This window comes from Sinorhizobium kostiense (assembly GCF_017874595.1).
Lineage (GTDB): Bacteria > Pseudomonadota > Alphaproteobacteria > Rhizobiales > Rhizobiaceae > Sinorhizobium > Sinorhizobium kostiense.
Map to the genome: position 1 here is coordinate 394,737 of NZ_JAGILA010000002.1, position 23,328 is coordinate 418,064.

Annotated in this window: 24 protein-coding genes and 1 pseudogene; 15 read left to right on the forward strand and 10 right to left on the reverse strand. The window is 61.6% G+C overall.

All coding sequences use genetic code 11. The annotated features are described in order from the left end of the window. Positions 1-442: 442 nt before the first annotated feature. A complete protein-coding gene (locus J2Z31_RS08355) occupies positions 443-1,102 on the forward strand; it encodes a glutathione S-transferase family protein (protein ID WP_209601444.1) in 660 nt (219 codons plus the stop codon). Here J2Z31_RS08355 and J2Z31_RS08360 read toward each other — a convergent pair. Then, a complete protein-coding gene (locus tag J2Z31_RS08360; RefSeq protein ID WP_209601445.1) occupies positions 1,062-1,997 on the reverse strand; it encodes a LysR substrate-binding domain-containing protein in 936 nt (311 codons plus the stop codon). The genes J2Z31_RS08355 and J2Z31_RS08360 overlap by 41 nt on opposite strands. A gap of 461 nt (positions 1,998-2,458) precedes the next feature. On the opposite strand from J2Z31_RS08360, the gene J2Z31_RS08365 reads away from it, so the two are divergent. After that, positions 2,459-2,824 (forward strand): MmcQ/YjbR family DNA-binding protein, encoded by a 366-nt coding sequence (locus tag J2Z31_RS08365; RefSeq protein ID WP_209601446.1) that lies wholly within the window; start codon positions 2,459-2,461, stop codon positions 2,822-2,824. Between the two features lie 5 nt (positions 2,825-2,829). On the opposite strand, the gene J2Z31_RS08370 is transcribed toward J2Z31_RS08365, so the two are convergent. Together J2Z31_RS08370 and J2Z31_RS08375 are read right to left on the reverse strand one after the other, a co-directional pair. Next, a complete protein-coding gene (locus J2Z31_RS08370) occupies positions 2,830-3,450 on the reverse strand; it encodes a glutathione S-transferase family protein (RefSeq protein WP_209601447.1) in 621 nt (206 codons plus the stop codon). Positions 3,451-3,549: 99 nt separating this feature from the next. Beyond that, a complete protein-coding gene (locus J2Z31_RS08375) occupies positions 3,550-3,921 on the reverse strand; it encodes a DUF4406 domain-containing protein (protein ID WP_209601448.1) in 372 nt (123 codons plus the stop codon). A gap of 88 nt (positions 3,922-4,009) precedes the next feature. Here J2Z31_RS08375 and J2Z31_RS08380 point away from each other — a divergent pair, with 88 nt between their 5' ends. Then, positions 4,010-4,759, forward strand: coding sequence for a DeoR/GlpR family DNA-binding transcription regulator (locus J2Z31_RS08380; protein WP_209601449.1), 750 nt, complete (start codon positions 4,010-4,012; stop codon positions 4,757-4,759). 19 nt (positions 4,760-4,778) lie between these two features. Here J2Z31_RS08380 and J2Z31_RS08385 read toward each other — a convergent pair whose 3' ends face one another. Further along, positions 4,779-5,786, reverse strand: a complete 1,008-nt coding sequence (locus J2Z31_RS08385; RefSeq protein ID WP_209601450.1) for an asparaginase — start codon at positions 5,784-5,786, stop codon at positions 4,779-4,781. Between the two features lie 71 nt (positions 5,787-5,857). Between J2Z31_RS08385 and J2Z31_RS08390 the strand changes: the two genes are divergently transcribed. Beyond that, positions 5,858-6,595, forward strand: coding sequence for a DUF3750 domain-containing protein (locus J2Z31_RS08390; RefSeq protein WP_209601451.1), 738 nt, complete (start codon positions 5,858-5,860; stop codon positions 6,593-6,595). A 404-nt stretch (positions 6,596-6,999) separates the two neighbouring features. On the opposite strand, the gene J2Z31_RS08395 is transcribed toward J2Z31_RS08390, so the two are convergent. Continuing rightward, positions 7,000-8,016, reverse strand: a complete 1,017-nt coding sequence (locus tag J2Z31_RS08395; protein ID WP_209601452.1) for an NAD(P)H-quinone oxidoreductase — start codon at positions 8,014-8,016, stop codon at positions 7,000-7,002. A gap of 79 nt (positions 8,017-8,095) precedes the next feature. After that, positions 8,096-9,791: pseudogene (locus J2Z31_RS08400) on the reverse strand (EAL domain-containing protein). Between J2Z31_RS08400 and J2Z31_RS29725 the strand changes: the two are divergent. Then, positions 9,690-9,923, forward strand: coding sequence for a hypothetical protein (locus J2Z31_RS29725; protein WP_328243343.1), 234 nt, complete (start codon positions 9,690-9,692; stop codon positions 9,921-9,923). The pseudogene J2Z31_RS08400 and the gene J2Z31_RS29725 sit on opposite strands and share 102 nt — an antisense overlap. A 173-nt stretch (positions 9,924-10,096) precedes the next feature. Here the strand turns inward: J2Z31_RS29725 and J2Z31_RS08405 are convergent, their stop codons facing one another. Beyond that, on the reverse strand, positions 10,097-10,645 hold the full coding sequence (locus J2Z31_RS08405; RefSeq protein WP_209601453.1) for an HdeD family acid-resistance protein: 549 nt from the start codon (positions 10,643-10,645) through the stop codon (positions 10,097-10,099). A gap of 148 nt (positions 10,646-10,793) precedes the next feature. On the opposite strand from J2Z31_RS08405, the gene betI reads away from it, so the two are divergent. The 3 genes from betI (at position 10,794) to betA (ending at position 14,694) form a co-directional block, all read left to right on the forward strand. Further along, positions 10,794-11,423: a transcriptional regulator BetI gene (gene betI, locus J2Z31_RS08410; protein WP_209601454.1), complete on the forward strand. Its 630-nt coding sequence runs from the start codon at positions 10,794-10,796 to the stop codon at positions 11,421-11,423. Between the two features lies 1 nt (position 11,424). Then, positions 11,425-12,888 (forward strand): betaine-aldehyde dehydrogenase, encoded by a 1,464-nt coding sequence (gene betB, locus J2Z31_RS08415; RefSeq protein ID WP_209601455.1) that lies wholly within the window; start codon positions 11,425-11,427, stop codon positions 12,886-12,888. Positions 12,889-13,044: 156 nt separating this feature from the next. Then, a complete protein-coding gene (gene betA, locus J2Z31_RS08420) occupies positions 13,045-14,694 on the forward strand; it encodes a choline dehydrogenase (RefSeq protein ID WP_209601456.1) in 1,650 nt (549 codons plus the stop codon). Between the two features lie 188 nt (positions 14,695-14,882). Here betA and J2Z31_RS08425 read toward each other — a convergent pair whose 3' ends face one another. Together J2Z31_RS08425 and J2Z31_RS08430 are read right to left on the reverse strand one after the other, a co-directional pair. After that, positions 14,883-15,368: a DUF6644 family protein gene (locus J2Z31_RS08425; RefSeq protein WP_209601457.1), complete on the reverse strand. Its 486-nt coding sequence runs from the start codon at positions 15,366-15,368 to the stop codon at positions 14,883-14,885. Further along, complete coding sequence (locus J2Z31_RS08430) at positions 15,368-15,751, reverse strand: DUF6152 family protein (RefSeq protein WP_209601458.1); 384 nt, start codon at positions 15,749-15,751, stop codon at positions 15,368-15,370. Before J2Z31_RS08430 ends, J2Z31_RS08425 begins: the two co-directional genes overlap by 1 nt. 255 nt (positions 15,752-16,006) lie before the next feature. Here J2Z31_RS08430 and J2Z31_RS08435 point away from each other — a divergent pair, with 255 nt between their 5' ends. The 7 genes from J2Z31_RS08435 to J2Z31_RS08465 all read left to right on the forward strand — a co-directional run bounded on the left by J2Z31_RS08435 (position 16,007) and on the right by J2Z31_RS08465 (position 21,327). Continuing rightward, positions 16,007-16,762: a phosphoadenylyl-sulfate reductase gene (locus tag J2Z31_RS08435; RefSeq protein ID WP_209601459.1), complete on the forward strand. Its 756-nt coding sequence runs from the start codon at positions 16,007-16,009 to the stop codon at positions 16,760-16,762. A 42-nt stretch (positions 16,763-16,804) separates the two neighbouring features. Then, positions 16,805-17,758: a sulfate adenylyltransferase subunit CysD gene (gene cysD / locus J2Z31_RS08440; protein WP_209601460.1), complete on the forward strand. Its 954-nt coding sequence runs from the start codon at positions 16,805-16,807 to the stop codon at positions 17,756-17,758. After that, entirely contained in the window at positions 17,758-19,254 is a 1,497-nt protein-coding gene (gene cysN, locus J2Z31_RS08445; protein ID WP_209601461.1) for a sulfate adenylyltransferase subunit CysN, read from the forward strand. The genes cysD and cysN overlap by 1 nt, the downstream gene beginning before the upstream one ends. Before the next feature lie 522 nt (positions 19,255-19,776). Beyond that, the gene (locus tag J2Z31_RS08450; RefSeq protein ID WP_209602274.1) at positions 19,777-19,986 is read left to right on the forward strand and encodes a cold-shock protein; all 210 of its coding nucleotides are present in this window, start codon (positions 19,777-19,779) and stop codon (positions 19,984-19,986) included. 346 nt (positions 19,987-20,332) lie between these two features. Beyond that, on the forward strand, positions 20,333-20,617 hold the full coding sequence (locus J2Z31_RS08455) for a cold-shock protein (protein WP_209601462.1): 285 nt from the start codon (positions 20,333-20,335) through the stop codon (positions 20,615-20,617). Positions 20,618-20,670: 53 nt separating this feature from the next. Further along, positions 20,671-20,907: a 30S ribosomal protein S21 gene (gene rpsU, locus J2Z31_RS08460; RefSeq protein WP_209601463.1), complete on the forward strand. Its 237-nt coding sequence runs from the start codon at positions 20,671-20,673 to the stop codon at positions 20,905-20,907. Between the two features lie 198 nt (positions 20,908-21,105). Then, entirely contained in the window at positions 21,106-21,327 is a 222-nt protein-coding gene (locus tag J2Z31_RS08465; RefSeq protein ID WP_209601464.1) for a hypothetical protein, read from the forward strand. Between the two features lie 342 nt (positions 21,328-21,669). On the opposite strand, the gene J2Z31_RS08470 is transcribed toward J2Z31_RS08465, so the two are convergent. Next, on the reverse strand, positions 21,670-22,872 hold the full coding sequence (locus J2Z31_RS08470; RefSeq protein ID WP_209601465.1) for a tyrosine-type recombinase/integrase: 1,203 nt from the start codon (positions 22,870-22,872) through the stop codon (positions 21,670-21,672). Between the last annotated feature and the right edge of the window lie 456 nt (positions 22,873-23,328).

Below are 23,328 nucleotides of genomic sequence, written 5' to 3' on the forward strand. Positions count from 1 at the left end.
GGGCTCTACCGGTTTGGGTGCAACGAGGAAGCGGGCGGCAAAAGGGTGATTCGCGTCATCCCGTCTTTTGCTATCAGATCACAGACGGCCATGCTTCGAAGCAATTCCAATCTCGCGATCGATGTGATCGGGTGGACCGGAGAGCAGGCGGACGGCGGTTGCGAACTCGCCCCAGACTTGCATTTAGGGCTGGAGCAGCGCTTCTGTCAGTAAACATCAGATCACGATCGTGGCATTCCTCCACGCCTTCCAACCAGGTCCTTTAGGCTTTGGGCTGGCGGCGGCAAAGCAAGTCGTCCTAAGTTTGTGGGGCGACGCAGCGTGTTCGCAACTCTTAGTTCCGGCATCAAAAGATTTCATGTCATCATCAGTTGCGACCGCTTTTCCCTCAGGGGACGTTTGGCTTAAGACGTCGGTGGCATAGAGACCTGGAGGGGCGGAGATGCTGACGATCTATGGAGTTTATCGCTCGCGCGCATCGCGCAATTACTGGATGGCCAATGAACTCGGTATTCCCTTCAGATCCGTGCCGGTGATCCAGGCGCGCCGTCTCGCGGATCCTTTGGCTGAGGATGCGCCTCTCAACACGCGATCGCCGAGTTTTCTCGCCGTCAACCCGATGGGACTTATTCCGGCGGTCGACGATGACGGGCTGATTCTGACCGAGTCGCTGGCGAACAACCTCTACCTCGCCCGCAAACATGGCGGTCCGTTTGCGCCGGCCGATCTGACCGAGGATGGCCTGATCGGCAATTGGACGATGTGGGCGGCGACCCAGGTCGAGCCCCATGCGGTCAATATCGTGCTTGCCTATGATGACGGCATCGAGAACACGCCCGAAGGCCGCGAGCGGATCGCCGGTAGCGTTCAGCCGCTTAAGAAGGCCTTCGCCGTCCTCGAAGCACATCTCGAGACCCGTGAATACGTGGTCGGCGGCCGTTTCACCGTGGCCGATCTCAACCTTGCGGAGGTGTTCCGTTATACGATGAGCCAGACCGCGCTCTTCGATGCGCATCCGCGCGTCAGGGCGTGGCTCGCGCGCTGCCAGTCGCGCCCTGCCTTCAAGGCGATGATGGAAGAACGGCTGAGGGAGCCGGAATAGCTGAGAACTGCCGCATTCCGTCTTCCACTTCCTCGCGCACCCACTGCTTGAAGGCGAGCGCGGCCTTGCTTTCGCGCCGGGAAGCGGAGGTCACGAAATAATGGCCGAAGCCGGTCCTGGCGCGGATGCCGAAGGGTGCTACCAAGCTGCCCTTCATCACCGCGTAACCGGCAAGCGTCTGCCAGGCGATCATGACCCCCTGCCCGGCAATGGCGGCATCGAGTGCGAGCGAGGCGTCGTTGAAGGTGTGGCGCACGCTCAATTTGGCGCCACCGAGCCCGGCCGCCTTCAGCCACACGTCCCAGGAAAACATCGCATTTTCGTCGATGACCGCAGGCAGCTTCAGGATATCCGCCGGCTCTCGCAGTCCCGCTGCAAGCGCTGGCGAACAAACCGGGAAGACCTCCTGCTCAAGGAGCAATTCGGAGCGCACTCCCGGCCAACGGCCGGCGCCCACCCGAATCGCCAGATCGACGTCGGAGGCATCAAGGTCGGCGAGTTTCGTGGTCGCATCGATCCTCAGTCGGACTTCCGGATGGCGTTCGGCAAAGCCGTTCAATCGGTAGACAAGCCAGCGAGCGGCGAAGATCGGCGCCACTGATACCGTCAACACCAATTCGTCGCGGCGGCGTGCTTCGGCAACCGCCTGCGCAAGCTCCGCAAAGGCCCGCGAGAGCCGCGCCAGAAGCGGCCCGCCCGCTTCGGTGGCGACGAGCCCGCGCGGCGAGCGTTCGAAGAGCGTGCGTCCAAGCAGTGCCTCGGTCTTTGCGATCTGCTGGCTGACGGCACCCGGGGTGACCCCGAGTTCTTCCGCGGCCGCCGCGAGCGAGCCAAGGCGGCCGGCCGCCTCGATGGCGCGCAACCCGTTCAAGTGGATCGTATTGAGCTCCTTCATATAGATTTTCTAAAGCGAAAGCCAAGCAATCTCAATTGCAAATTTATGCGGCTCGATGGAATGCTAGTCTTCGCAGGGGAGCCCTTCAAGTCCATAGTGGAAGGGATCGACGGCGCACCGTGCAAATTCGCCATTCCACTGCTGCATCGAGAGGATGGTTCGTCATGCTTAAGTTTTTCTCCGGACGGAAGACCAAAAGCAGTGCGTCTGATGACCATTCACCCTTGCCGGCGGCCTGGTTGCGCGATCCATTGCAGCACCCTGACCTCGAGCGGATGGAGCTACGTGAACTCGCGGACCTGCCCTTTCCGGGATGGCCATGGCCGCGCACGACAGCAGACGAAACTTGCGACTGCCGCTGATCGCCGCCACAGTAAGTCTGGTTCGGCATATGAAATTGGCGCGGAGGCGACCGGAAAACGAATACTTTTCCGTATCGCGCTAGCAAGCGGCGGCGAAAAGTGGAGCAAGACGTAGAGAAAGCCTTCGAGCGCGTGCGGCGGTTGGCCGAGGCCATTGGGCTGCCGGAGACGACCGTCGGCACCTGCTATGGAACGCCGGCGCTGCTCGTCAAAGGCAAGACCTTCGTGCGAATGAAGGATGCCGCAACCCTGGTGGTGATGTGCGAACTCGAGGAAAAGGAGATGCTGATGGCACTCGACCCATCACGTTTCTTCGAGACCGACCATTACAGGGGCTGGCCGGCCATGCTGGTGCGGCTCGCCGCCATTGACGACGAGGCGCTGACACAAAGACTGATTGCTGCCTGGCGCCAAAAGGCCCCGAAGCGCCTTGCCGCCCTTTTGGTGCTAGACAAGCGGGCCTGATGCTCTCACGCCTGCACAACCGCCAGCACCCGGGCAACGGCCGGGCGCTCGGCCATTCGCATACGGTGGTCGAGTACCTTTGGAAATCGCGTCGGATCGACACCATCCCCATCCAGCCATCCGGCTATGGTGAAGAGATAGGGGTCGGCGATCGTGTAGGTTTCGCCCATGACGAAGGGACCGGTGAACATCAGGCTCTCGATCAAGGAGAGGCAATCCGCCATGTTCTGAGGCACCTTCGCCTTCATCGAAACATGCGCGGCCGGATCATCGGCCCAGCGCGCGCCCCGGCGGGAATGGGCGTGCGCCACATGCACCGTCGAGCAGAGATAACTCAGGAAGGATTGCAGCCGCGCGAATTCGAAAGGATCGGCGAGCGGCGCCAGCCGGGCCTCGGGAAAGCTCTGTGCGACATAGGTCAAGATCGCCGGCGTTTCCGTCAGAGTGCCGCGCTCAGTCACCAGCGCGGGAACGCGGCCCTTGGGATTGACGGCGAGGTAATCGGGCCTCGTCTGCTCGGCCTTGGAAAAGTCGATCCGCTGGGCTTCATAGGCAGCACCCGCTTCCTCGAGCGCAATATGCGAGCCGAGTGAACAAGTGCCGGGCGCGTAGTAGAGTTTCAGCATCACAGTGCCTCCCGCTGCATTGTCGGCAGAAGAGAAGAAATCGCAGCGACTGACAAGCGGAAAAGAGGTCCGGCGGCAACCCGCCGGCCGGCCTTGCGATCATGCAGGCAGGAATTGCTCGCAGCCGGGCACATCCTCGAGACGGTAATAGACCGGAATGCCGCGCTCGCGCGCAATCCGCACATCATTGTCCGCCCCCTTGGATTCGCCCGGCAACCTCAGCACCGCGTCGCAAAGACCAAGCAGCCTGCCGGCGACGGGATGAAAAATCTCCTCGTAGAGATCGTCGCCGATGTGGCTGCCGCCCGCCGCATGCCACACGGGCAGGGCCACCCATTCGCCGATCATTGGCACGTGACCAGCCTTGAAAAGCGTATAGGACGGCTCCTCTAGGCGCTTGAGGTTTGCAGCCATTTTCGAAGGGTTGTCCCCGGTACCCGACCGGTAAGGACCAGCAATGAGAATAAGCATGCGCATCTCCTGCATTCACGAAAAATCCGGATATTTCTGGATTATTATGAAAATCCATGCAATCTCGTGAAGAGTCAAGGAGGATTCCATGCTGACGGCGCAGAGACGGGCGATGATTTCGGCAAGGCTTGCGCGCCACGGGCAGATCGTCGCCAAGGCGCTCGCCGACGAGCTCGGGCTTTCGGAAGACACGATCCGCCGCGATCTCAGGGAAATGGCGGCCGAAGGCCTGTTGAGACGGGTTCACGGAGGCGCCCTGCCGCTCACGCCCCCGCTCCCCGATTTCGCCGCTCGCCAGGCGATCGCAAGCGACGTCAAGCGCATGCTCGGCCGCCGGGCCGCAGGCCTCGTCCAATCCGGTCAAACCATCTTTCTCGATGGCGGCACGACCAATGCGGAAATCGCTCGCGCCCTACCGCGCGACCTGCGTGCGACCGTCGTCACGCACAGTCCCACGATCGCCGCCGAATTCGAGCTCCATGAAGCCGAGGTGATCCTGATCGGCGGCAGGCTCTACAAGCATTCGATGGTGGCAGTCGGCGCAGCGGCGGTTGCAGCAATCGAGCAGATCCGAGTGGATCTGTTCTTTCTGGGGGTCACCGCCGTGCATCCGGCGCACGGGCTTTCGACCGGAGACTATGAGGAAGCGACGATCAAGCGGGCGATCGCCCGGCAGTCGGCAGAAACCTACGTGCTCGCCACACCAGAGAAATTCGGCGCAGCCTCACCTCACCGAATCATGAGGGTGCATGATCTAGCCGGACTCATCGTGCCCGCGGACATGGAAACGGAACTCTTGTCGCCCTGTCGCGACGCGACGGCGCTCATCCTTGCGTAGCGGCGCGGCTTGCCTGGCCTCACGCGGCGAAGGCCGCCGACAATCGCACCTCGCCGACATGCATGCCGTTCCAGTTGCGAAGCGGGCGGTTAGCCTGAGCCATTAGCGCCGCGTGGACTTCCGGTTCGTCGGCGAAGAAGCGCGCGAGCGTCGCGGCCACCATCGCTTCCGCGGCGCGGGTGGAGCCGTCCTCGCATTTCAGCGCAATCCCGATGCCCTTTTCCGGAATCGCGGCACAGAAGACGCCTTCGGCACCGGTCTTGGCGAAGATCCGGCCGGGTGCCGTCTTCATCAGCCGCGTGCAGGCCCGCCTTGTACCGGCGACATAGAAAGGCTCCACCATGCAGGCGTCGATCAGGCGCTTCGACGCCCGCGCCCGCGTGGCACCTAGTCCGACGCCCGTCGCCATCCGGGCGAAACCATGGGCCAGCCCCTTGATCGGAACCGCATAGGTCGGGATCGAGCAGCCGTCGATGCCGCAATTGTCGCGGCCGAGAACGGCGCCGGTCAGATCAGCCATGACGCCGCGGATCTCCCGCTGGATCGGATGATCGTAACCGACATAACCGGCGGGCTCCGTACCGGAGTGGCAGCAGGCGCAGATGAAGCCCGCATGCTTTCCCGAGCAATTGTTGTAGAGCGCGTTCGGCTTTTCGAGCGCGCGCACCTGCTGAATCAGCGTCGCCTGGTCGCTCGACCAGTGGGCGCCGCATTCGAGGGCGCGGACGTCGCGGCTCGCTGCCGCGAGCATTTCCGCCGCCAGCGCGACGTGCTCCGGCTCGCCGGAATGCGATGAGCAGGCGAGCGCCAGGGCCTTCGCACCGAAACCGTAGGCGTCGGCAGCGCCGCTCTCCACCAGCGGAAGCGCCTGCATCGCCTTACAGGCAGAACGCGGGAAAACGGCCGAGCCCACATCGCCGAGCGCAAAGACCTGTCTGCCGCCGGCATCGACGGCGATGACCATCCCGCGATGTCGGCTTTCGACCAGATTTCCTCGCCTCACTTCAACCAGGACGGGATTCGACATATATTGCCCTCAAATTTTCCAAGTTTGGTTCTGCTTTTAGCAACATTGCAGCAGCAGAAGAAACGTTGCCCATGAAAATACTCCGCCGGCTGGCACTCGCTTTCGCCCTTATCTATCTTGTACCGGCCCTTTCATCGGCGGGTTTCTGGTACCTCAAAGAGCGGCCGCAGAGCTGGCGGGATGCGGACTGGTCTTCCGCCGGCATTTTGCCTCAAGCGACCGCGAGTCCGGATGCGGCGATATACGTCCTTTCGGCGACGACCGGGGGGATGAAGGGTGCAGTGGCGAGCCACGCCTGGATCGTCACCAAGAGCGAGGGTGGGTCCGCCTATGATCGCTACGAAAAGGTCGGCTGGGGCAAGCCGATCCGCAAGAACGCCTACGAGGCCGATGGCCGCTGGTACTCGAACGAGCCGCGCATCGTCGTCGCCGTCACCGGCGACGAGGCCAGGCGGCTGATCCCCAAAGTCGAGGAGGCAATTGCCGCTTACCCCTATGCCACTCCAGGCGCCTATCGCCTCTGGCCGGGACCGAACTCCAATACCTTCGTCGCCCATGTCCTGCGCTCGGTACCCGAACTGAATGCCGTGCTTCCGCCCGATGCCGTCGGGCGCGACTACCTGCCGGAGGGCAAACTCTTCCATATCGATGCCGACGGCCGCGACCTGCATGCCACGCTCTACGGTCTCGCCGGAATTTCCGCCGGCTGGCGCAGCGGCCTGGAACTGCATTTCATGGGATTGGTGGCCGGTATCGACATTATAAGACCCGGCATCAAGATACCGGCGATCGGCCGCCTCGGGATTTGAGACGAACGAAGGGCCGAAAAGGAAAAGGGCCGCGCTTGGCGACCCTTCCATGAGTTTTGGCCTCATGATGGCCGGGCCGAAAGGCCCAAGGAAGGCGGCGGTCAGGCCGAGGGCTGCCTCGATCCCTTTACCTCTCCCATGTCCGTCAAGAAGACCGAAATCTCACTAGACATTGGATCACCTTCCTTTCTGTTTGTTGCCGATGGACTTAAAGGTAAGCGGTTTCTGCCGCGATACAAGGGATACTATCGTATAATAGCCACTGCATGTCTCCTTGAATCGACCTCGAGTTAGGGACAACGGCATGCAGCAATACAAAGTGCTACAGCGACCTTTGCGCGTCTGATAAGACGCGCGGCGCTGTAGACCTCGACACCGGGGGAGAACGCTTCCGCATCTCGCTTTCAGGCAAGCCGGATCACAATCTTGCCGATATGGTCGCCCCCCTCCATCAGGCGATGTGCGTCGACGATCTCTTTGAAGGGCACGACCGCATCGATGACCGGCGCCACCTCCCCCGCATCGAGGAGCGGCCAGACGTTGGCGGCAAGCTCGTCACGGATCGCCCGTTTCTCCGCCGCGGTACGGGGTCTCAGCGCCGATCCCATCACCTTCAGCCGCTTCGTCAGGATCGGCGCGATGTTGGCATCCTCCACGCGCGCGCCGCCAAGAAAACCGATGATCGACAGGCGCCCGTCCTTGGCGAGCGAAGCGAGATTGCGGCCGAAATAGCGACCCCCGACCATATCGAGGATGACGTCGACCCCTCGGCCCTCGGTCGCCTCGAGCACGACGTCCTTGAAATCCTCCTCGCGATAATTGATCGCCCGCTTCGCGCCGAGCGTTTCGCACGCCGCGCACTTCGCCGCACTGCCGGCTGTCGCCAGCACCTCGGCGCCGAAAGCCTTGGCAAGCTGGATGGCCGTCGTGCCGATGCCGCTCGCGCCGCCGTGAACGAGGATCGTCTCGCCCCGCTTAAGGCCGGCCATGTCGAAGACATTTGCCCAGACGGTGAAGAAGGTTTCCGGCAGGGCCGTCGCCTTAACCGCGTCATAGCCCTTCGGCCAGGGGAGCGCCTGGGTCGCCGGCACGGCGCAATATTCGGCATAGCCACCGCCATTGGCAAGGGCGCAGACCTTGTCGGCAATCGAGAAACCTGCGGCGCTTTCTCCAAGAGCAACCACTTCGCCCGCCACTTCGAGACCGAGGATCGGGCTTGCGCCGGGCGGCGGCGGATAGTCGCCCTTGCGCTGCAGAATGTCCGGCCGGTTGACGCCGAAAGCCTCGACGCGGATCAGGATGTCGCCGGGGGCGATCTCAGGCAGTCGACCGCGCGCCAGCATCATGTTCTCCGCACCACCCGGGCTCTGGAGGTCCACATAGGACATTTCAGTCGGGAGCGTTCCGTTCGGCAGGCTCATGGCGGCTTCCTCGCAAAGACAGTCCGCCTATACCTATCGTCGGCTCGACGCTTCGGGAAGGGCGTGATTCATCCGTCGATCATCGACCGTCGAGCAATTCCACGACCAATCCGTCTTTGCTTGCCTTTGCACGCGCCTTGATCTCGGCGATCCGCTTGCTCACCGTCTGGCTGTCGGAGAGAATGAAGCCTTCCGGCAATGTCAGAACCGCGATCGAGCAACGCATAAGCGGAAAGTCCCTTGCGCTGCCGTCGCGGCCATATCCGCTGATGCAGCCCGCCGACTGATGCTCCGGCGAATAAAGCTGGCGAACGTCCGGGCGGAACTCATTGATGAGACGCAGGAGCACCGCGCGAATCTCTTCCTCGTCAAGTCCGCTGGCACCGACGAAGAAATCGTCGCCGCCGACGTGGCCAAGGAACTTCTCTTCGCCGATGAAGTGGCGCCGCAAGAGCGCGGCGAACAGCGTGATCGCAAGGTCGCCCTTCTGAAAACCGTAGGTATCGTTGAAGGGCTTGAAATCGTCGAAATCGCAATAGCAGAAGTAGCGCGTCTCATCGCCGTCGAGGATCGCGTGCTGCACATAGTCGCGAATGGCGCGGTTGCCCGGAAGTCCGGTCAAGGGGTTCTGCTCCTGCGCCGTCTTCAACTGTTTCTCGTTGATGATCTTCAGGAGCGATGCGGCCGAAAGAATGCCGGCATAGCGCATGTTCTCGGTCAGGATGACGCAATCGCTGCCGTCCATTCCGGCAAATATCTTCAGCATTTCGTCGGCAGGCGTATCAAGATCGGCGATCGGCGCAGGCGTGACGAAATGCGATATGCGGCGCTGATAGATGCGGTTCTTCAGGAGATCGCGGCCGAACGGATGATAGATCATCTCCTTGACGTGATATTCGGGCAGGATCCCGCGCGGCTCGCCATTGGCATTCAAAACCGGAAAGAAGGGCTGTCGCGGGTTCAAGCGGAAATGGTCGAAGACAGCGTCAAGATCGTCGCTTTCCCTGACTGCCGGGAGCTGCTCGATCTCCTTGCGGATCAGGATGCTGTCCAGTGTCGACGAATGCCGCCTCACGCCACCGCCATCGACATGCGGGTAGGCGGGCTGCAACTCGGCCATGTGCGTCGTCGGACGGGCAATGAAATAGCCCTGCATCAGATCGCAGCCGAGATCGCGGCAAACCAGAAACTCCGCCTCCGTCTCCACGCCTTCGGCAATGACACGCGTCCCGAGCACATGCGCCATGTTGACGGCGTGGCGCCCGGTCGACCTTCACATAATCGACAGGCTGATCGCAGAGCATCTTCAGCCCGTTGAAGCCGGCGCCGAAGTCGTCGATCGCCAACTTGAAACCGGCAAGCCGCAGCTGCCGGACAAGCGCCGAGAACTCCGGCATCTTGCCGCCATCGAAGCGCTCCGACAGCTCGAAACATAGCGCCGAAGGCGCAACATTGGCCCGCTTGAGATGATGGACGAGCCGCTCGACCGTGTCCCCTTCGCCGCCGACGAGGCGCGAATCGAAATTGAGAAACAAGGTGCGGGCGGAAAAATCCGGAAGAGTCGCAAAGGCGGCAACGGCACGGCTGTTGATCAGATGCTCCAGTGCCAGAAGCTGCCCGGCCGCTTCCGCCTTGTCGAGAAATTCTAACGGCGAGGCAAAGCCCAGCCGGTCATGTCCGCGCATCAGCGATTCATAGCCGAAAACTACGCCGGTGGTCGCTTCGACGATCGGCTGAAATGCGTTCTCGATGACGAGCTTGGCAAGCGTGATGATCTGATCGTCGCCGAAGCGGCGATGGATGAGTGTTTTTGCATGGACGGCGGACATGCCGGACTCCGGAACGGTGTGGCGCGGACCGGCCGCAGCATCGAGAAAGACCGTCAACGAAGTCTCTCGCCAATGTGAACCTTTCGTGAAGCTTTGCAGGGCGCCGCCACCGCCAAGTCGAAAGTTGCATTTCTCAGAAAATACAACAAACTAGAGCGGATGCGCTCACGTGCGTTCGCGCCGCCGGTCTACGCCTTTGTTTCTGCCGCATTCGCGCGACGCCCGGTGATCCCACCTGACTGCAAGATCCTCTAGCCCCTGACCAGAACGCCGAAAGCGATCAGCGCAAGCCCCTGCATGACGAGGTCGACCGCCAATAGCAGGCCGACGATCCAGAGGCTGTCGGTCGGCCAGCCGGCGGCGATGACGAGGCCTGCGACGAGCGTGATCAGCCCGGCAATGGCAATCCAGCCCCAGCCGCCAAGCGGGCTCAGCCGGAATCCGACCCAGATGCGGAAAGCGCCGGCGACGATCAGCGCGATCGCCATCAGCAAGGTCAGGACCGAGGAAGCAAGAAGCGGATTGAAGAAGGCGAAAAGCCCGGCCGCCGCGTAGAAGGCGCCGCTCAGCATCCAGAAGAGAAAGCCTCCCCAATCCTGGACGCGGAAGGCGTGGCCAAGGCTCAGCAGTCCGCAGATCAGCATGATGAGGCCGACAAAGTAGACAGAGGCGACTGTTGCCACCAGCAGATTGCCGAAGGCGACGCCGCCCGCCATGATGAGGAGAACGCCGAGGGCAACGAACCATGCCCACTTTGCGGCGACCGAATTCCTGCCGACCGGATCGAACCCGTTGGCCATCTTTCAACCTCCAGTCTCTACGTTGCGCGCCCTCTGCCCGCGATTGAGCCGGATTTTCAGGCAAAAAGAAAGAGTGATATCCGCAAAGTTTTTTATTGATTGATGAGTCAATCAAAAATAAGCTGATAAGCGTCAAAGGAGTTGCGCCATGCCAAAAGTCGGAATGGAGCCGGTGCGCCGCAAGGCGCTGGTCGACGCGGCGTTGCGCGTTATCGGCGGTCAAGGCACCCTCTCGGTCACCATGTCCGAAATCGCCCGGGACGCGGGTGTCTCACCGGCGCTCGCGCACCACTATTTCGGCAGCAAAGAGCAACTGCTGATCGAGACAATCCGCAGCCTGCTCCGTCAGTTGCGCCAGGACGCCGTGACTGCACTTAAGGCCGCGCGAACGCCGCGGGAAAAGGTGAGCGCTCTGATCCGCGTGAGTTTCCGGGCCGATCAGTTCGCGACGGAGACGGTCGCCGCCTGGCTGGCCTTCTACTCGGAGGCGCAGCGCTCGGAAGACGTTCGCCGGCTGCTCGTCATCTATGCGCGGCGGCTGCGCTCCAATCTTCTGGCAAGCCTGAGGGCGCTTTGCGCTCCGCATGACGCGGAACGCATTGCCGAGGGGGCGGCTGCCATGATCGACGGCCTCTATATCCGGCAAAGTCTCAAATCGGCGCCGATCAGCATCGAGGCTTCGATCGCACTGACAGAGGATTATGTGAACGCGCATCTCCGGGCGATCGCAAGAATCTCAACAGACGAAGAATCCAAACGCTATCCGCGGGGAGAATAATATGAGAGCCCAACCGAAAGCCTCGCACTTCATCGACGGCGAATTTGTCGAGGATGCCGCCGGCAGGGTGATCGAGAGCATCTATCCGGCGACCGGGGAGGTGATCGCGCGGCTGCACGCCGCCACGCCGGCGATCGTGGAAAAGGCGATCGCCGCCGCCAAGCGGGCGCAACCTGAATGGGCGGCGATGAGCCCGACGGCGCGCGGCCGTATCCTGAAGCGGGCCGCCGAAATCATGCGCGAGCGCAATCGCGAGCTTTCCGAACTCGAAACGCTCGACACCGGCAAGCCGATCCAGGAGACGATCGTCGCCGATCCCACTTCCGGTGCCGACAGCTTCGAATTCTTCGGCGGCATCGCGGCAGCGGCGCTCAACGGCGAATACATCCCGCTCGGGCAGGACTTCGCCTATACGAAACGTGTACCGCTCGGCGTCTGCGTCGGCATCGGCGCCTGGAACTACCCGCAGCAGATCGCCTGCTGGAAAGGCGCGCCGGCGCTCGTCGCAGGCAATGCGATGGTCTTCAAGCCCTCGGAGAACACGCCCCTCGGTGCGCTGAAGATCGCCGAAATCCTCATCGAAGCGGGCCTCCCCAAGGGCCTCTACAACGTCATCCAGGGCGACCGCTCTACCGGGCCGTTGCTCGTCAACCACCCCGACGTCGCCAAGGTGTCGCTGACCGGATCGGTGCCGACCGGCCGCAAGGTCTACGAGGCGGCCGCGGCCGGACTTCGCCACGTGACTATGGAGCTTGGCGGCAAGTCGCCGCTGATCGTCTTCGACGATGCCGACCTCGAAAGCGCCATCGGCGGCGCCATGCTCGGCAACTTCTATTCGACGGGCCAGGTCTGCTCGAACGGCACCCGCGTCTTCGTGCAGAAGAAGATCAAGGAATCCTTCCTCAAACGGCTGAAGGAGCGGACAGAGGCAATCGTCATCGGCGATCCGATGGACGAAGCGACACAGCTCGGACCTATGGTCTCGAAGGATCAGCGCGCCAAGGTCTTTTCCTATATCGAGAAGGGCAAGGCGGAGGGCGCACGGCTCTTGACCGGCGGCGGCATTCCGAACCATGTGAGCGGCGAAGGCACCTATATCCAGCCGACCGTCTTTGCCGACGTCACAGACGAAATGACGATCGCGCGCGAGGAGATCTTCGGGCCGGTGATGTGCGTGCTCGATTTCGACGACGAGGCGGAAGTCGTCGCGCGGGCGAATGCCACGGAGTTCGGCCTCTCGGCCGGCGTCTTCACCGCAGACCTCACCCGCGCTCACCGCGTCGTCGACCAGCTCGAAGCCGGCACGCTCTGGATCAACACATACAATCTCTGCCCGGTCGAGATTCCGTTCGGCGGGTCGAAGCAATCCGGTTTCGGGCGGGAGAATTCGGTGGCGGCGCTGAACCATTATACCGAGCTCAAGACCGTCTATGTCGGCATGGGCAGGGTCGAGGCGCCGTATTGATACAATTTGCTCCTCACCCAGTCCTCTCTCCCCGCTCGCGGGGAGAGAGGACTGGGAACGGCTAGGTGACGGTCCACCCTCCGTAGCTGTAGCGCAGCTACTGCGAGGACGGCAACCGGATGAGGGACCACGTCGGGGATACAGAAAGACACGCTTATGCAGGCAGATTTCGTCATCATCGGTTCCGGTTCGGCCGGCTCGGCACTCGCCTACCGCCTGTCCGAGGACAGCAAGAATTCCGTGATCGTGCTGGAATTCGGCGGATCGGATATCGGTCCATTCATCCAGATGCCGGCGGCACTCGCCTGGCCGATGAGCATGAGCCGGTACAATTGGGGTTATCTTTCCGAGCCGGAGCCGCATCTCAACAACAGGCGCATCACCGCGCCGCGCGGCAAGGTGATCGGCGGCTCCTCCTCGATCAACGGCATGGTCTATGTGCGCGGCCATGCCGAGGACTTCAACCGTTGGGAGGAGCTCGGCGCTAAGGGCTGGGCCTATGCGGACGTGCTGCCTTACTTCAAGCGGATGGAGAACTCGCATGGCGGCGAGGAGGGTTGGCGCGGGCCCGACGGGCCGCTGCATGTGCAGCGCGGCCCGGTAAAGAACCCGCTTTTCCACGCCTTCATCGAGGCGGGCAAACAGGCCGGTTTCGAGGTCACCGAAGACTATAACGGTTCAAAACAGGAAGGCTTCGGCCTCATGGAGCAGACGGTCTGGAAGGGTCGGCGCTGGTCCGCGGCTTCGGCCTATCTGAAGCCGGCGCTGAAGCGCCCGAACGTCGAGCTCGTCCGCTGTCTCGCCCGTAGGATCGTCATCGAGAACGGCCGCGCCACCGGCGTCGAGATCGACTGCGACGGCCGCATCGAGGTGGTGAAAGCCAATCGCGAGGTGATCGTTTCGGCCTCCTCCTTCAATTCGCCAAAACTCTTGATGCTCTCCGGCATCGGCCCGGCTGCCCATCTGAAAGAGATGGGCATCGAGGTGAAGGTCGACCGCCCGGGCGTCGGCCAGAACCTCCAGGACCACATGGAGTTTTACTTCCAGCAGGTCAGCACCAAGCCCGTCTCGCTCTATTCCTGGCTACCGTGGTTCTGGCAGGGGGTCGCCGGCGCGCAATGGCTATTCTTCAAGTCCGGTCTCGGCATTTCCAACCAGTTTGAGGCCTGCGCCTTCCTACGGTCGGCGGCCGGCGTGAAGCAACCCGACATCCAGTACCACTTCCTCCCGGTGGCGATCAGCTATGACGGAAAGGCGGCGGCCAACACACACGGCTTCCAGGTGCATGTCGGCTATAATCTCTCGAAGTCACGCGGCAGCGTGACACTGCGCTCCTCCGAGGCGAAGGCGGATCCGGTGATCCGTTTCAACTATATGAGCCACCCGGAGGATTGGGAGAAGTTCCGCCATTGCGTTCGGCTCACGCGCGAGATCTTCGGCCAGAAGGCTTTCGACCAGTACCGCGGGCCGGAGATCCAGCCGGGCGCGAAAGTTCAGACGGACGAGGAGATCGACGCCTTCCTGCGCGAGCACCTGGAAAGCGCCTATCACCCTTGCGGCACCTGCAAGATGGGTTCGAAGGACGATCCGTTGGCCGTGGTCGATCCGGAAACCCGCGTGATCGGCGTCGATGGTTTGCGCGTCGCCGATTCCTCGATCTTCCCGCATATCACCTATGGCAATCTCAACGGCCCCTCGATCATGACCGGCGAAAAGGCGGCTGACCATATCCTCGGCAAGCAGCCGCTCGCCCGCTCCAACCAGGAGCCCTGGATCAATCCGCGCTGGGCGATCAGCGACCGGTAATTGACCGGGTCGAGACCCCTCCCCAAGCCCTCCCCCCAATGGGGAGGGGATACATTGGCGCACCCTCCGCACCTGCCTTTGCTCCAATCACTTGCGGATCCGTCGACGGGGCAAGGCGGTGCCACGGCTGAGCCCCCGCCCCGTCGTGGGATGGTTTGGGGAGGTTGCGGAGGCGCGGCGGCGGTGGATTACTCCAAAAGAAAACCGATCCAGCGGCCGGCAACAACCGCTCCGGTCCAAATCGCCAGCGAGAGCAAACCCGAGAGGCGGACCCGCAAGGAAAGCGGTCCGCCTTTGACGGCGACGCGCCATTGCGGCGTCAGGTGCAATAGAGCCGCGTTGGCGACGCCGAGGGCGAGCAACGTCATCTTCGTCAGAAAGGCGGGATTGCCGGCATATTCGACCGGACGCGCGCTGAAAAGACAGAAGCCGGTGATGATCGCCATGCCAATACCGATCGCCGCCGCGTGCGAGAGAAACGGGCCGATGACCTCCACCGGAACTCTTCGAAAGAGACCGATCAGCCTGAGGTCGAGCGGCAGGATCGAACCGACAATGATGCCGATCGACAAGATATGGGCAGCATTAACGAAAATGTAGAGCGTCGCCGAACGCCGGATCGCAACCGCGAAGGGCAATGCCTCGATCCCCTCCAATGCCGCCACCGCGTCCATCAGTTCGTCTTAATGCGTTCCGGATAGATGTCAAAAACCTTCCCGGCGACCGTGATCCGCACGGCCTTCATCCGCTTTTCGTTCCGGTCGAGCGAGCGATTGCCGAGCGCCACGATTGGATCGCCGACCTTCGCAACGCCCTCCACGAAACCGGAGCGCTCCGTCAGTCGCGGATTGCCGAGCTCGACCCGCCAGACACCGTCATTTTCCGTCGCCACTCGGAGGGTCGGATGCGGCGGCGCCATGGAAATCTCGCGGATCGTGCCGGAAAGCTCAATCTGATCCGCTTCGGCCCAGGACCAGCCATGATGCGCGTAGGCCCCTGAGACGAGGAGCAGGCCGAGCAAGCCGGCTATGGACATGCGTGAGGACAACATTGCCATTCCTCCTGCCAGATAGATGTCTTGAACTTGGAGCGTGGGTCGGGGAAGAACAGCACGTTCACCGATTGTTGAACGCCGAGCGCCGTGCAATGCGGCAACCGCTATTGGCCAATGACACGAGGGCTCGCGCCTTTTTTCAAAGCTCTCGGGGATGAGAGAGATATTTGCTCCGATAGCGTGGCATTAGAAACCGCTATTTCTGTCCTTTATCACGAACGGCTGCGATATTCCGTGCAATTGCAACAGGATCGAGCCATGACCACGCAATCCCTCGAAGCCAAAGCGAAAGCGTTGAACGATGAGCTGGAAGCCCTGGATCTTGCCGGGCGCCTGGCGCGCGTTGCCGGCCTCGACGGCCGCGCCGTGTTCACGACCTCACTCGGCATCGAGGATCAGGTCATCACCGCCGCCATCGGCAGCAATCGCCTCGATATCGACGTCGTCACTCTCGAGACCGGCCGTCTCTTCAACGAAACGGTGGCGCTGATCGATGAGACCGAGGAAACCTACGGCATCGTCATCAAGCGCCTTCATCCGGCAAAGGCCGATGTTGACGCCTATGTCGCACAGTACGGCATGAACGGCTTCTACGACAGCGTCGACGCCCGGCATGCCTGTTGCGGCGTGCGCAAGCTGAAGCCGCTTGCGCGCGCGCTCGAAGGGACAAGCTACTGGGTCACGGGGCTCCGCCGCGGCCAGTCCGGCAACCGCGCGACAACGCCCTTTGCCGAGGCAGACCTTGAGCGCGGCCTCATCAAGATCAACCCGCTCGCCGACTGGGACATCGAGACGATCCGCGCCCATGTGGCGACCGAGGCCATTCCCGTCAATCCGCTGCACAGCCGCGGCTACCCGTCGATCGGCTGCGAGCCCTGCACGCGCGCAATCAAGCCCGGCGAGCCCGAGCGCGCCGGCCGCTGGTGGTGGGAGAACGACGAGAAGCGCGAATGCGGCCTGCATGTGGCGGAAGCGACTTCATCCATCATCCCGAATGCAAGCGGTGCCGCCTGAGGGCAGGCGCCGCAGCCCACGACAATCCTCCCGGAGTTCGAAATGCCCCATATCCATCCGGAAACGGAACTGCATAACCCGCAAAGCACCAAACCGCCGCTCGATCCGCATCTGAAGGCGCTCGAGAACGAGGCGATCCACATCTTCCGTGAGGTCGCCGCCGAATTCGAGCGCCCGGTGATGCTGTATTCGATTGGTAAGGATTCCTCCGTACTGCTGCACCTGGCGCGCAAGGCCTTCTATCCCGGCCGCGTGCCCTTCCCGCTTCTGCATGTCGATACCGGGTGGAAATTCCGCGAGATGATCGCGTTTCGCGACGAGACGGTGGAGAAGTACGACCTCGACCTCGTCGTCCACACCAACCCGCGCGGAGCGGTGGAGAACATCACGCCGTTCACGCATGGCTCGGCGCTCTATACCGACATCATGAAGACCGAGGCGCTGCGCCAGGCGCTCGACGCCGGACAGTATGACGCCGCATTTGGCGGCGCACGCCGCGACGAGGAAGCAAGCCGCGCCAAGGAGCGTATCTATTCCTTCCGCACGCCGGACCATCGCTGGGACCCGCGCAACCAGCGCCCGGAGCTCTGGAACATCTATAACGGTATGATCCGCCGGGGCGAGAGCGTCCGCGCCTTCCCGCTCTCCAATTGGACCGAGGTCGACATCTGGCGCTACATCCAGGCGGAAGAAATTCCGATCGTGCCGCTCTATTTCGCCGAGAAGCGCCCTATCGTCGAGCGCGACGGCATGATGATCCTCGCCGAGGATCCCCGTCTCGAGTTGCTGCCGGGCGAGGCCAAGCGCGAGGAAGTCATCCGCTTCCGCACGCTCGGCTGCTTCCCGCTCACGGGTGCGATCCGCTCCAATGCGACCACGCTCGACGACATCATTTCCGAACTTGAAACCGCGACCGTCTCCGAACGCCAGGGCCGCGCGATCGACCGCGACCAGGCCGGCTCGATGGAAAAGAAAAAACGCGAAGGATATTTCTGATGACCGCACCGGCACTAGCGAACGCAGCCCTGGACGAAAACGCGGTTGCCCTCCCCTCACAGGAGCCGGCGCGGATCGCGCGCGATTCCCGACCGCTGCGCCTCATCACCTGCGGCAGTGTCGATGATGGCAAGTCGACGCTGATCGGTCGACTGCTGTGGGACACCAAGGCGGTCAAGGAAGACCAGGCGGCAAGCCTCCAGCGCGATTCGAATGGCAAGCAGAACGATCTCGGCCTGCCGGATTTCGCGCTGCTTCTCGATGGCCTTCAGGCCGAGCGCGAACAGGGCATCACCATCGACGTCGCCTACCGCTATTTCTCAACAGACAAGCGCTCCTTCATCGTCGCCGATACGCCCGGTCATGAGCAATATACGCGCAACATGGCGACCGGCGCCTCGACCGCCGATCTCGCAGTGCTGCTCGTCGACGCCCGGATCGGCCTGCTCGAACAGACCCGCCGCCATGCGACGATCGCGACGCTGATGGGCATCCGCCAGTTCGTGCTCGCGGTCAACAAGATCGACCTGACGAATTACGACCGCGCCCGCTTTGAGCAGATCTCGCACGAGTTCAAGGAACTGGCGCTGTCGCTCGGCGTGCGCCAGGTGACGGCGATCCCGGTTTCGGCGCTGAAGGGCGAGAACGTCGTCTATGACGGCCGCGCTTCGATGCCTTGGTATGACGGCCCGACGCTGATCGAAGTGCTGGAGCTCGCAACGACCCGCTCGGCCCAGACCGTCGGTTTCCGCCTTCCGGTCCAGCGCGTCTCGCGCCCGGGCGAGAGCTTCCGCGGTTACCAGGGGACGGTCGCCGGCGGCTCCGTTAAGCCCGGCGATTCCGTCGTCATCCTGCCGTCCGGCATGGTCGCCAACGTCACCAAGATCGTCACCTTCGACCTTGTCCGCAATGCGGCGGTCGCCGGCGACGCGATCACGCTCGTGCTCGACCGGCAGGTCGATGTCTCGCGCGGCGACATGATTGCGACGATCGACAGTCAGCCGATGACCGGGCTTGCGTTTGACGCCCAGCTCGTGGCCCTGCAGCCGGAGGGTATTCAGCCCGGCAAGCGCTACTGGCTGAAGTCCGGCAGCCGCCGTCAGCGCGTTCAGGTGCAGCCGGTGACCCAGCTTGACCTCAAGTCCGGCAAGTGGAACCACGCCGACGAGCTGCCGATGAACGCGATAGGCAAGGTGCACCTGACCTTCGACGAGCAGGCGATCTTCGACAGCTACGAGCAGAACCGCACGACCGGTGCGTTCATCCTGATCGACCCGGACACCAACAACACGGTAGCCGGCGGCATGATCACCGGGAGGCGCGCGACTATTGGCGGCATCCATGCCGAGGAACACCGCGTCATCCTGTCGCTGCCGGCCGATCTTGCTGATCAGCTGATGGCGACGGAAATCTTCGCCGGCCGCCGCGAGGACGTCGACATCCGCCGTGTCAACGCAGCAAAGGCGATCGAGGTGATCGACGCCATCGACGAGTGACCGGACCATTACAACGGCTAAAAAGGGGGTCCTCGGGGGCCCCTTTTTAATTGGAGCGCGACAGACAGCCTGGCGAGGTCTCGAAACGGGACAGGCAGCAAGAATGCATTTAGTCTAAGTCAACCGGCCCTTCGACCGAGGCTGTTCATTCGACCGTTGCTCTCTGTAGGCTGGCGCGTCGATCATGATGGTCGATAGGGCTGTTCCGCAGTTTTCGGGCGTGGTGGGACAGCCCGCCTGATGGCCTGAGTGCGGGGGAAGGAACCCGGCATGAACGGGAAATTTGAAGCCTCGATCGAAAAGACTTACGCGTCCTTTGTCTATCGCAACATAGTTGTTTTCGGCGGTCGGAAAATTATTCTTGTAAATAATCGAGGGCCGTCCTATATAGGTCCCATCGATATCGATCGACGATATTTGTTACCGCGCTCCGCGCATCGTCACGAAAATCCTCACAAGATCGGTCTGATACATCGCCATGGAGCGATGTTTTTTTCCACATGCGATTTGAAAGGGATCATCGTGAGTTCTGGAACAGTAAAGTGGTTCAACGCCACCAAGGGGTTTGGCTTCATTCAGCCGGACGACGGCGCGGCCGACGTGTTCGTGCACATCTCCGCAGTCGAGCGTTCCGGCATGTCTTCTCTCAAGGAGGGCCAAAAGGTCAGCTTCGAGATTACGCAGGACCGCCGTACAGGCAAGACGTCTGCAGAAAATCTCCGGCCCCTCTGATCGAGTGCCGCAGTAATGCAATGTCGCCCAAAGTGCGCAGCGGTTTTGGGACAACGACATGCACAACACGAACCTAAAGCGCGTCGCACGAATGCGTTAAAACGCGACGCGCTTCTCGTCCCCCGGCCTTTGACCACGGATGTACTGGCACCGGTAAGGTAAGACGATGAGGAAGGTCGGGGTCTCCCGGCCTTTTTTATTTCGTGACACACGACGACTATTTAGACGTGGCGGCCCGAAAATCGTAATCGATTTTCGAAAAGCAAGATACGTCGATTCAAACACTTGCAGCGTCGTGGTGCGTCCCGGAGGACGCACGGCGCTGTCAGGGCGCGTTGGAGGGCTTATGAGTACACATCGATATAAAGTCGGCGACTGGATCGTCCTCAACGGGGCCCCGATCCGGTTTATAAGCAATAACGGGCCGTGCCGCATTGTCGCCGCGCTGCCGGCATCCTTCCAAGAGCCGCAGTACCGTGTTCGGTTCGAGAGCGAGAACTTCGAGCGATGCATTGCCGAGTCCGATATCGATTCCGAGAGATCCGCGCGCGCCTCACCAGCGGAAGGCGACAGCGATAGGCTCGGCAGGAGCGGCTGGGTGACGCCGCTTACCACTACGATCAAACGGTAGATTCCAGCGACCTGAACCCAAGCACGCCCCGCTGCAAGACCATGGAGGTATTTTTGCAAGTCACGGTTCGAGACAACAATATCGAGCAGGCCCTTCGGGTCCTGAAGAAGAAGATGCAGCGCGAGGGGCTCTTTCGCGAAATGCGGGCCCGCAGCGCCTATGAGAAGCCTTCGGAGAAGCGGGCGCGAGAAAGGGCCGACGCCGTGCGCCGGCAGCGCAAGCTTGCCCGCAAGAGGCTCCAGCGCGAGGGGCTCTTGCCGGCCCCGAAGAAGGCCTCGCGCCCTCGATAGCACCTGCCCGGCGCCCCGTTTTTCCCAAGAGGGCGCCTTTACTCGCGTTCGTTTATTTCACATGATACGGACCGCACTGATGATCGCCGGCAATAGAGTGCGGGGCGCCGGCCCGATTTGCATCGATTCCGCCCGCACCCCACACGGTCGTGCGTCGCGCATTCACGAGGCGCCAGGGGCACTTCGGAAAGAACCATCATGGACGCCTTCCCTGACCGACTGGCGGCAGAACTCCAGGAAAACGAAATCGATCTGCTTCGGTCCGTCTTCGGTAAGCTGTGCACCGAATACAAGATCGCAGCTCAGGGTGAGCAGACCGAACATCTTGCCCGCTTCCTCGTAAATGAACTGCGTAGCGGCGTCAGCGACGAGGACTCGCTGCTGGACGCTGCGCGCCGGTTCCACGGCAGTAGAACGTAGATAGAGCGGGATGCGCTCACACGCGTTCGCACCGCCGCTTCCATCCCTTTGCTTTTGTCGCAGTATTTGCGCCGTCAGGTAATTCCACCTGACTGCAAAATGGCTCTACCGGCACGTCAGACGTACGAGCGGATTCTTGCGCGTAGGCGCCAGAGAAATTCGGGAATTCATGGAGTTAGGCTGGTCGGAGTGGCGTGATTCGAACACGCGACCCCCACGTCCCGAAGGGCGGGGTTTTCTGGCAAGAACCCTGCAAACCAACGCTTCCGATGCCGCGTTGGTGCCCGTTCGTTCCTGATATTTTCCGTTGTTCCGTTAGATATCGTTAGGTGCGCTGAGGCGTCAAGCCGCCTCAGCGACCTTCCGATCGGATCGCTTCTTGGGTTTGGTTTGCCATGCGTCGACCGCCTCCTGGTGAAAGTCAGGAGCGAAATGACCGTAGTGTTTCCTGACGATCTCCGGGGTAGTCGAAATGTAATGGGCGACAATTTCGACGGGCACTCCACGCATCATCAACCAGCTTGCACAGGTATGCTTTAAGGTGTGGAAGTTGACCACCTTCGCCCTTTCCTCCGAGAAGACGCTCTTCTTGAGACTGTGGAAGCCGCGCCTCGTCTTCACGACCTTTCCGTTGTGCTCCACCAGGTTGGGCGACTCCTTCGCCCAGCGTCGCATCATCGACAGAAGCTTCTCAGGAATGCGGACTGGATCGGCGAGCTTGTTGTTCGGCACGCGACGGCCCTTCCACGCGCGGAAGAAGATGCCATTTTCCAGATCGATCCAAGGCCGACCGGGCAGCTCTGTAAAACTCGCCCGCTCCATCACCTCTGCACGCGATCCAGTGTACACGGCTGTTAGTGTCAACCTAGCGAGATGCTTCGACGTCTTAACGCCCCTCTTCCCCATCGCCATATTCTTCTGTCGATAGGACGTCCAAACCAGCTTTGCGACCTCGGCTACCGAATAGAATTCGATTCTTGGCATCGGCGGTGGCGGCAGTTCCCAATCGATGACGTGCCCATTCAGTTCGCACAGGTTCTTCCTGATGCCGAAATGTACCATCGCTTTCAGGTCCTGAAGCTCGCGACGGGTATGGTTGTCCGAGAGCGGCTTTCCCACGCGAGCCGTCTGCTGGTACTGAGAGATCGTCCGTTCGTTGATGTCGTAAACCGACTTCCCTGCCCAGAACCGCAGCAGACGCTCCACCGTGTTGAGATAGTCACGCTTTCTGTCCTTGGACTTCGCTTCGATCTTCTTCTCATGGCGCTGGACGTAAAAATTGATCAGGTCCACCACGAGGACGTCGCGAACCCCCTTGCCGTTTTCGGCGACGACCTCGGCCAGCGGCTGCTCGGCATACAGGGCTACTTCGTATTCGAACCGCTTCCTCTCAGCCTCATCACGTTGCTCAAGGCCGCATCCAGTGCTAGTGAGCTTCGAGAGGTGCTTGATGGCCCAGTAGCCGCGCGATTTGAGCTTGCCTGTCTCTTTGTTGTATTTCGGCTTGATCCAGACGAGATGCGGGGGCTGGGCTGCTCTTGGCATGACGCGATCCACTGTTCGATGAGTTCGAAGGTTGTCTTGCGGTTCTTCTTGTTTAGGCCCACGTGCCCAAGATGCCCGTCGTTAATGGCATCCCGCAGCACCTTCGCGGAGACATTCCCCTGTCGGTTGAACGCCGGATCGACGCACAGGCGGCCGCCAAAAATCGGCAGGCATGCCGCCTCCTCTAGCGAGAGCGGCGTGTTGGGGAGGATATCTCGAGGCGCAGAACCTGCCGTTTCCATGGTTAGGCAGTCCACGGCAGCCCTGAGCGAGTTGGAAATCTGGTTCGACCCAATTTCGAATTCGACATACGCCTCGTCGATATCGGCCAGGAGCTTCCTCGTGTCGTCCAGGAGACTGGGGTCGTCCTCTTTCATCGTCACCTCGTCGTTTCGTTGGGTGTAAAAGCCTCAACATATCGGGGCTTGTCAACAACTAATTTGCAACCTTTACGAG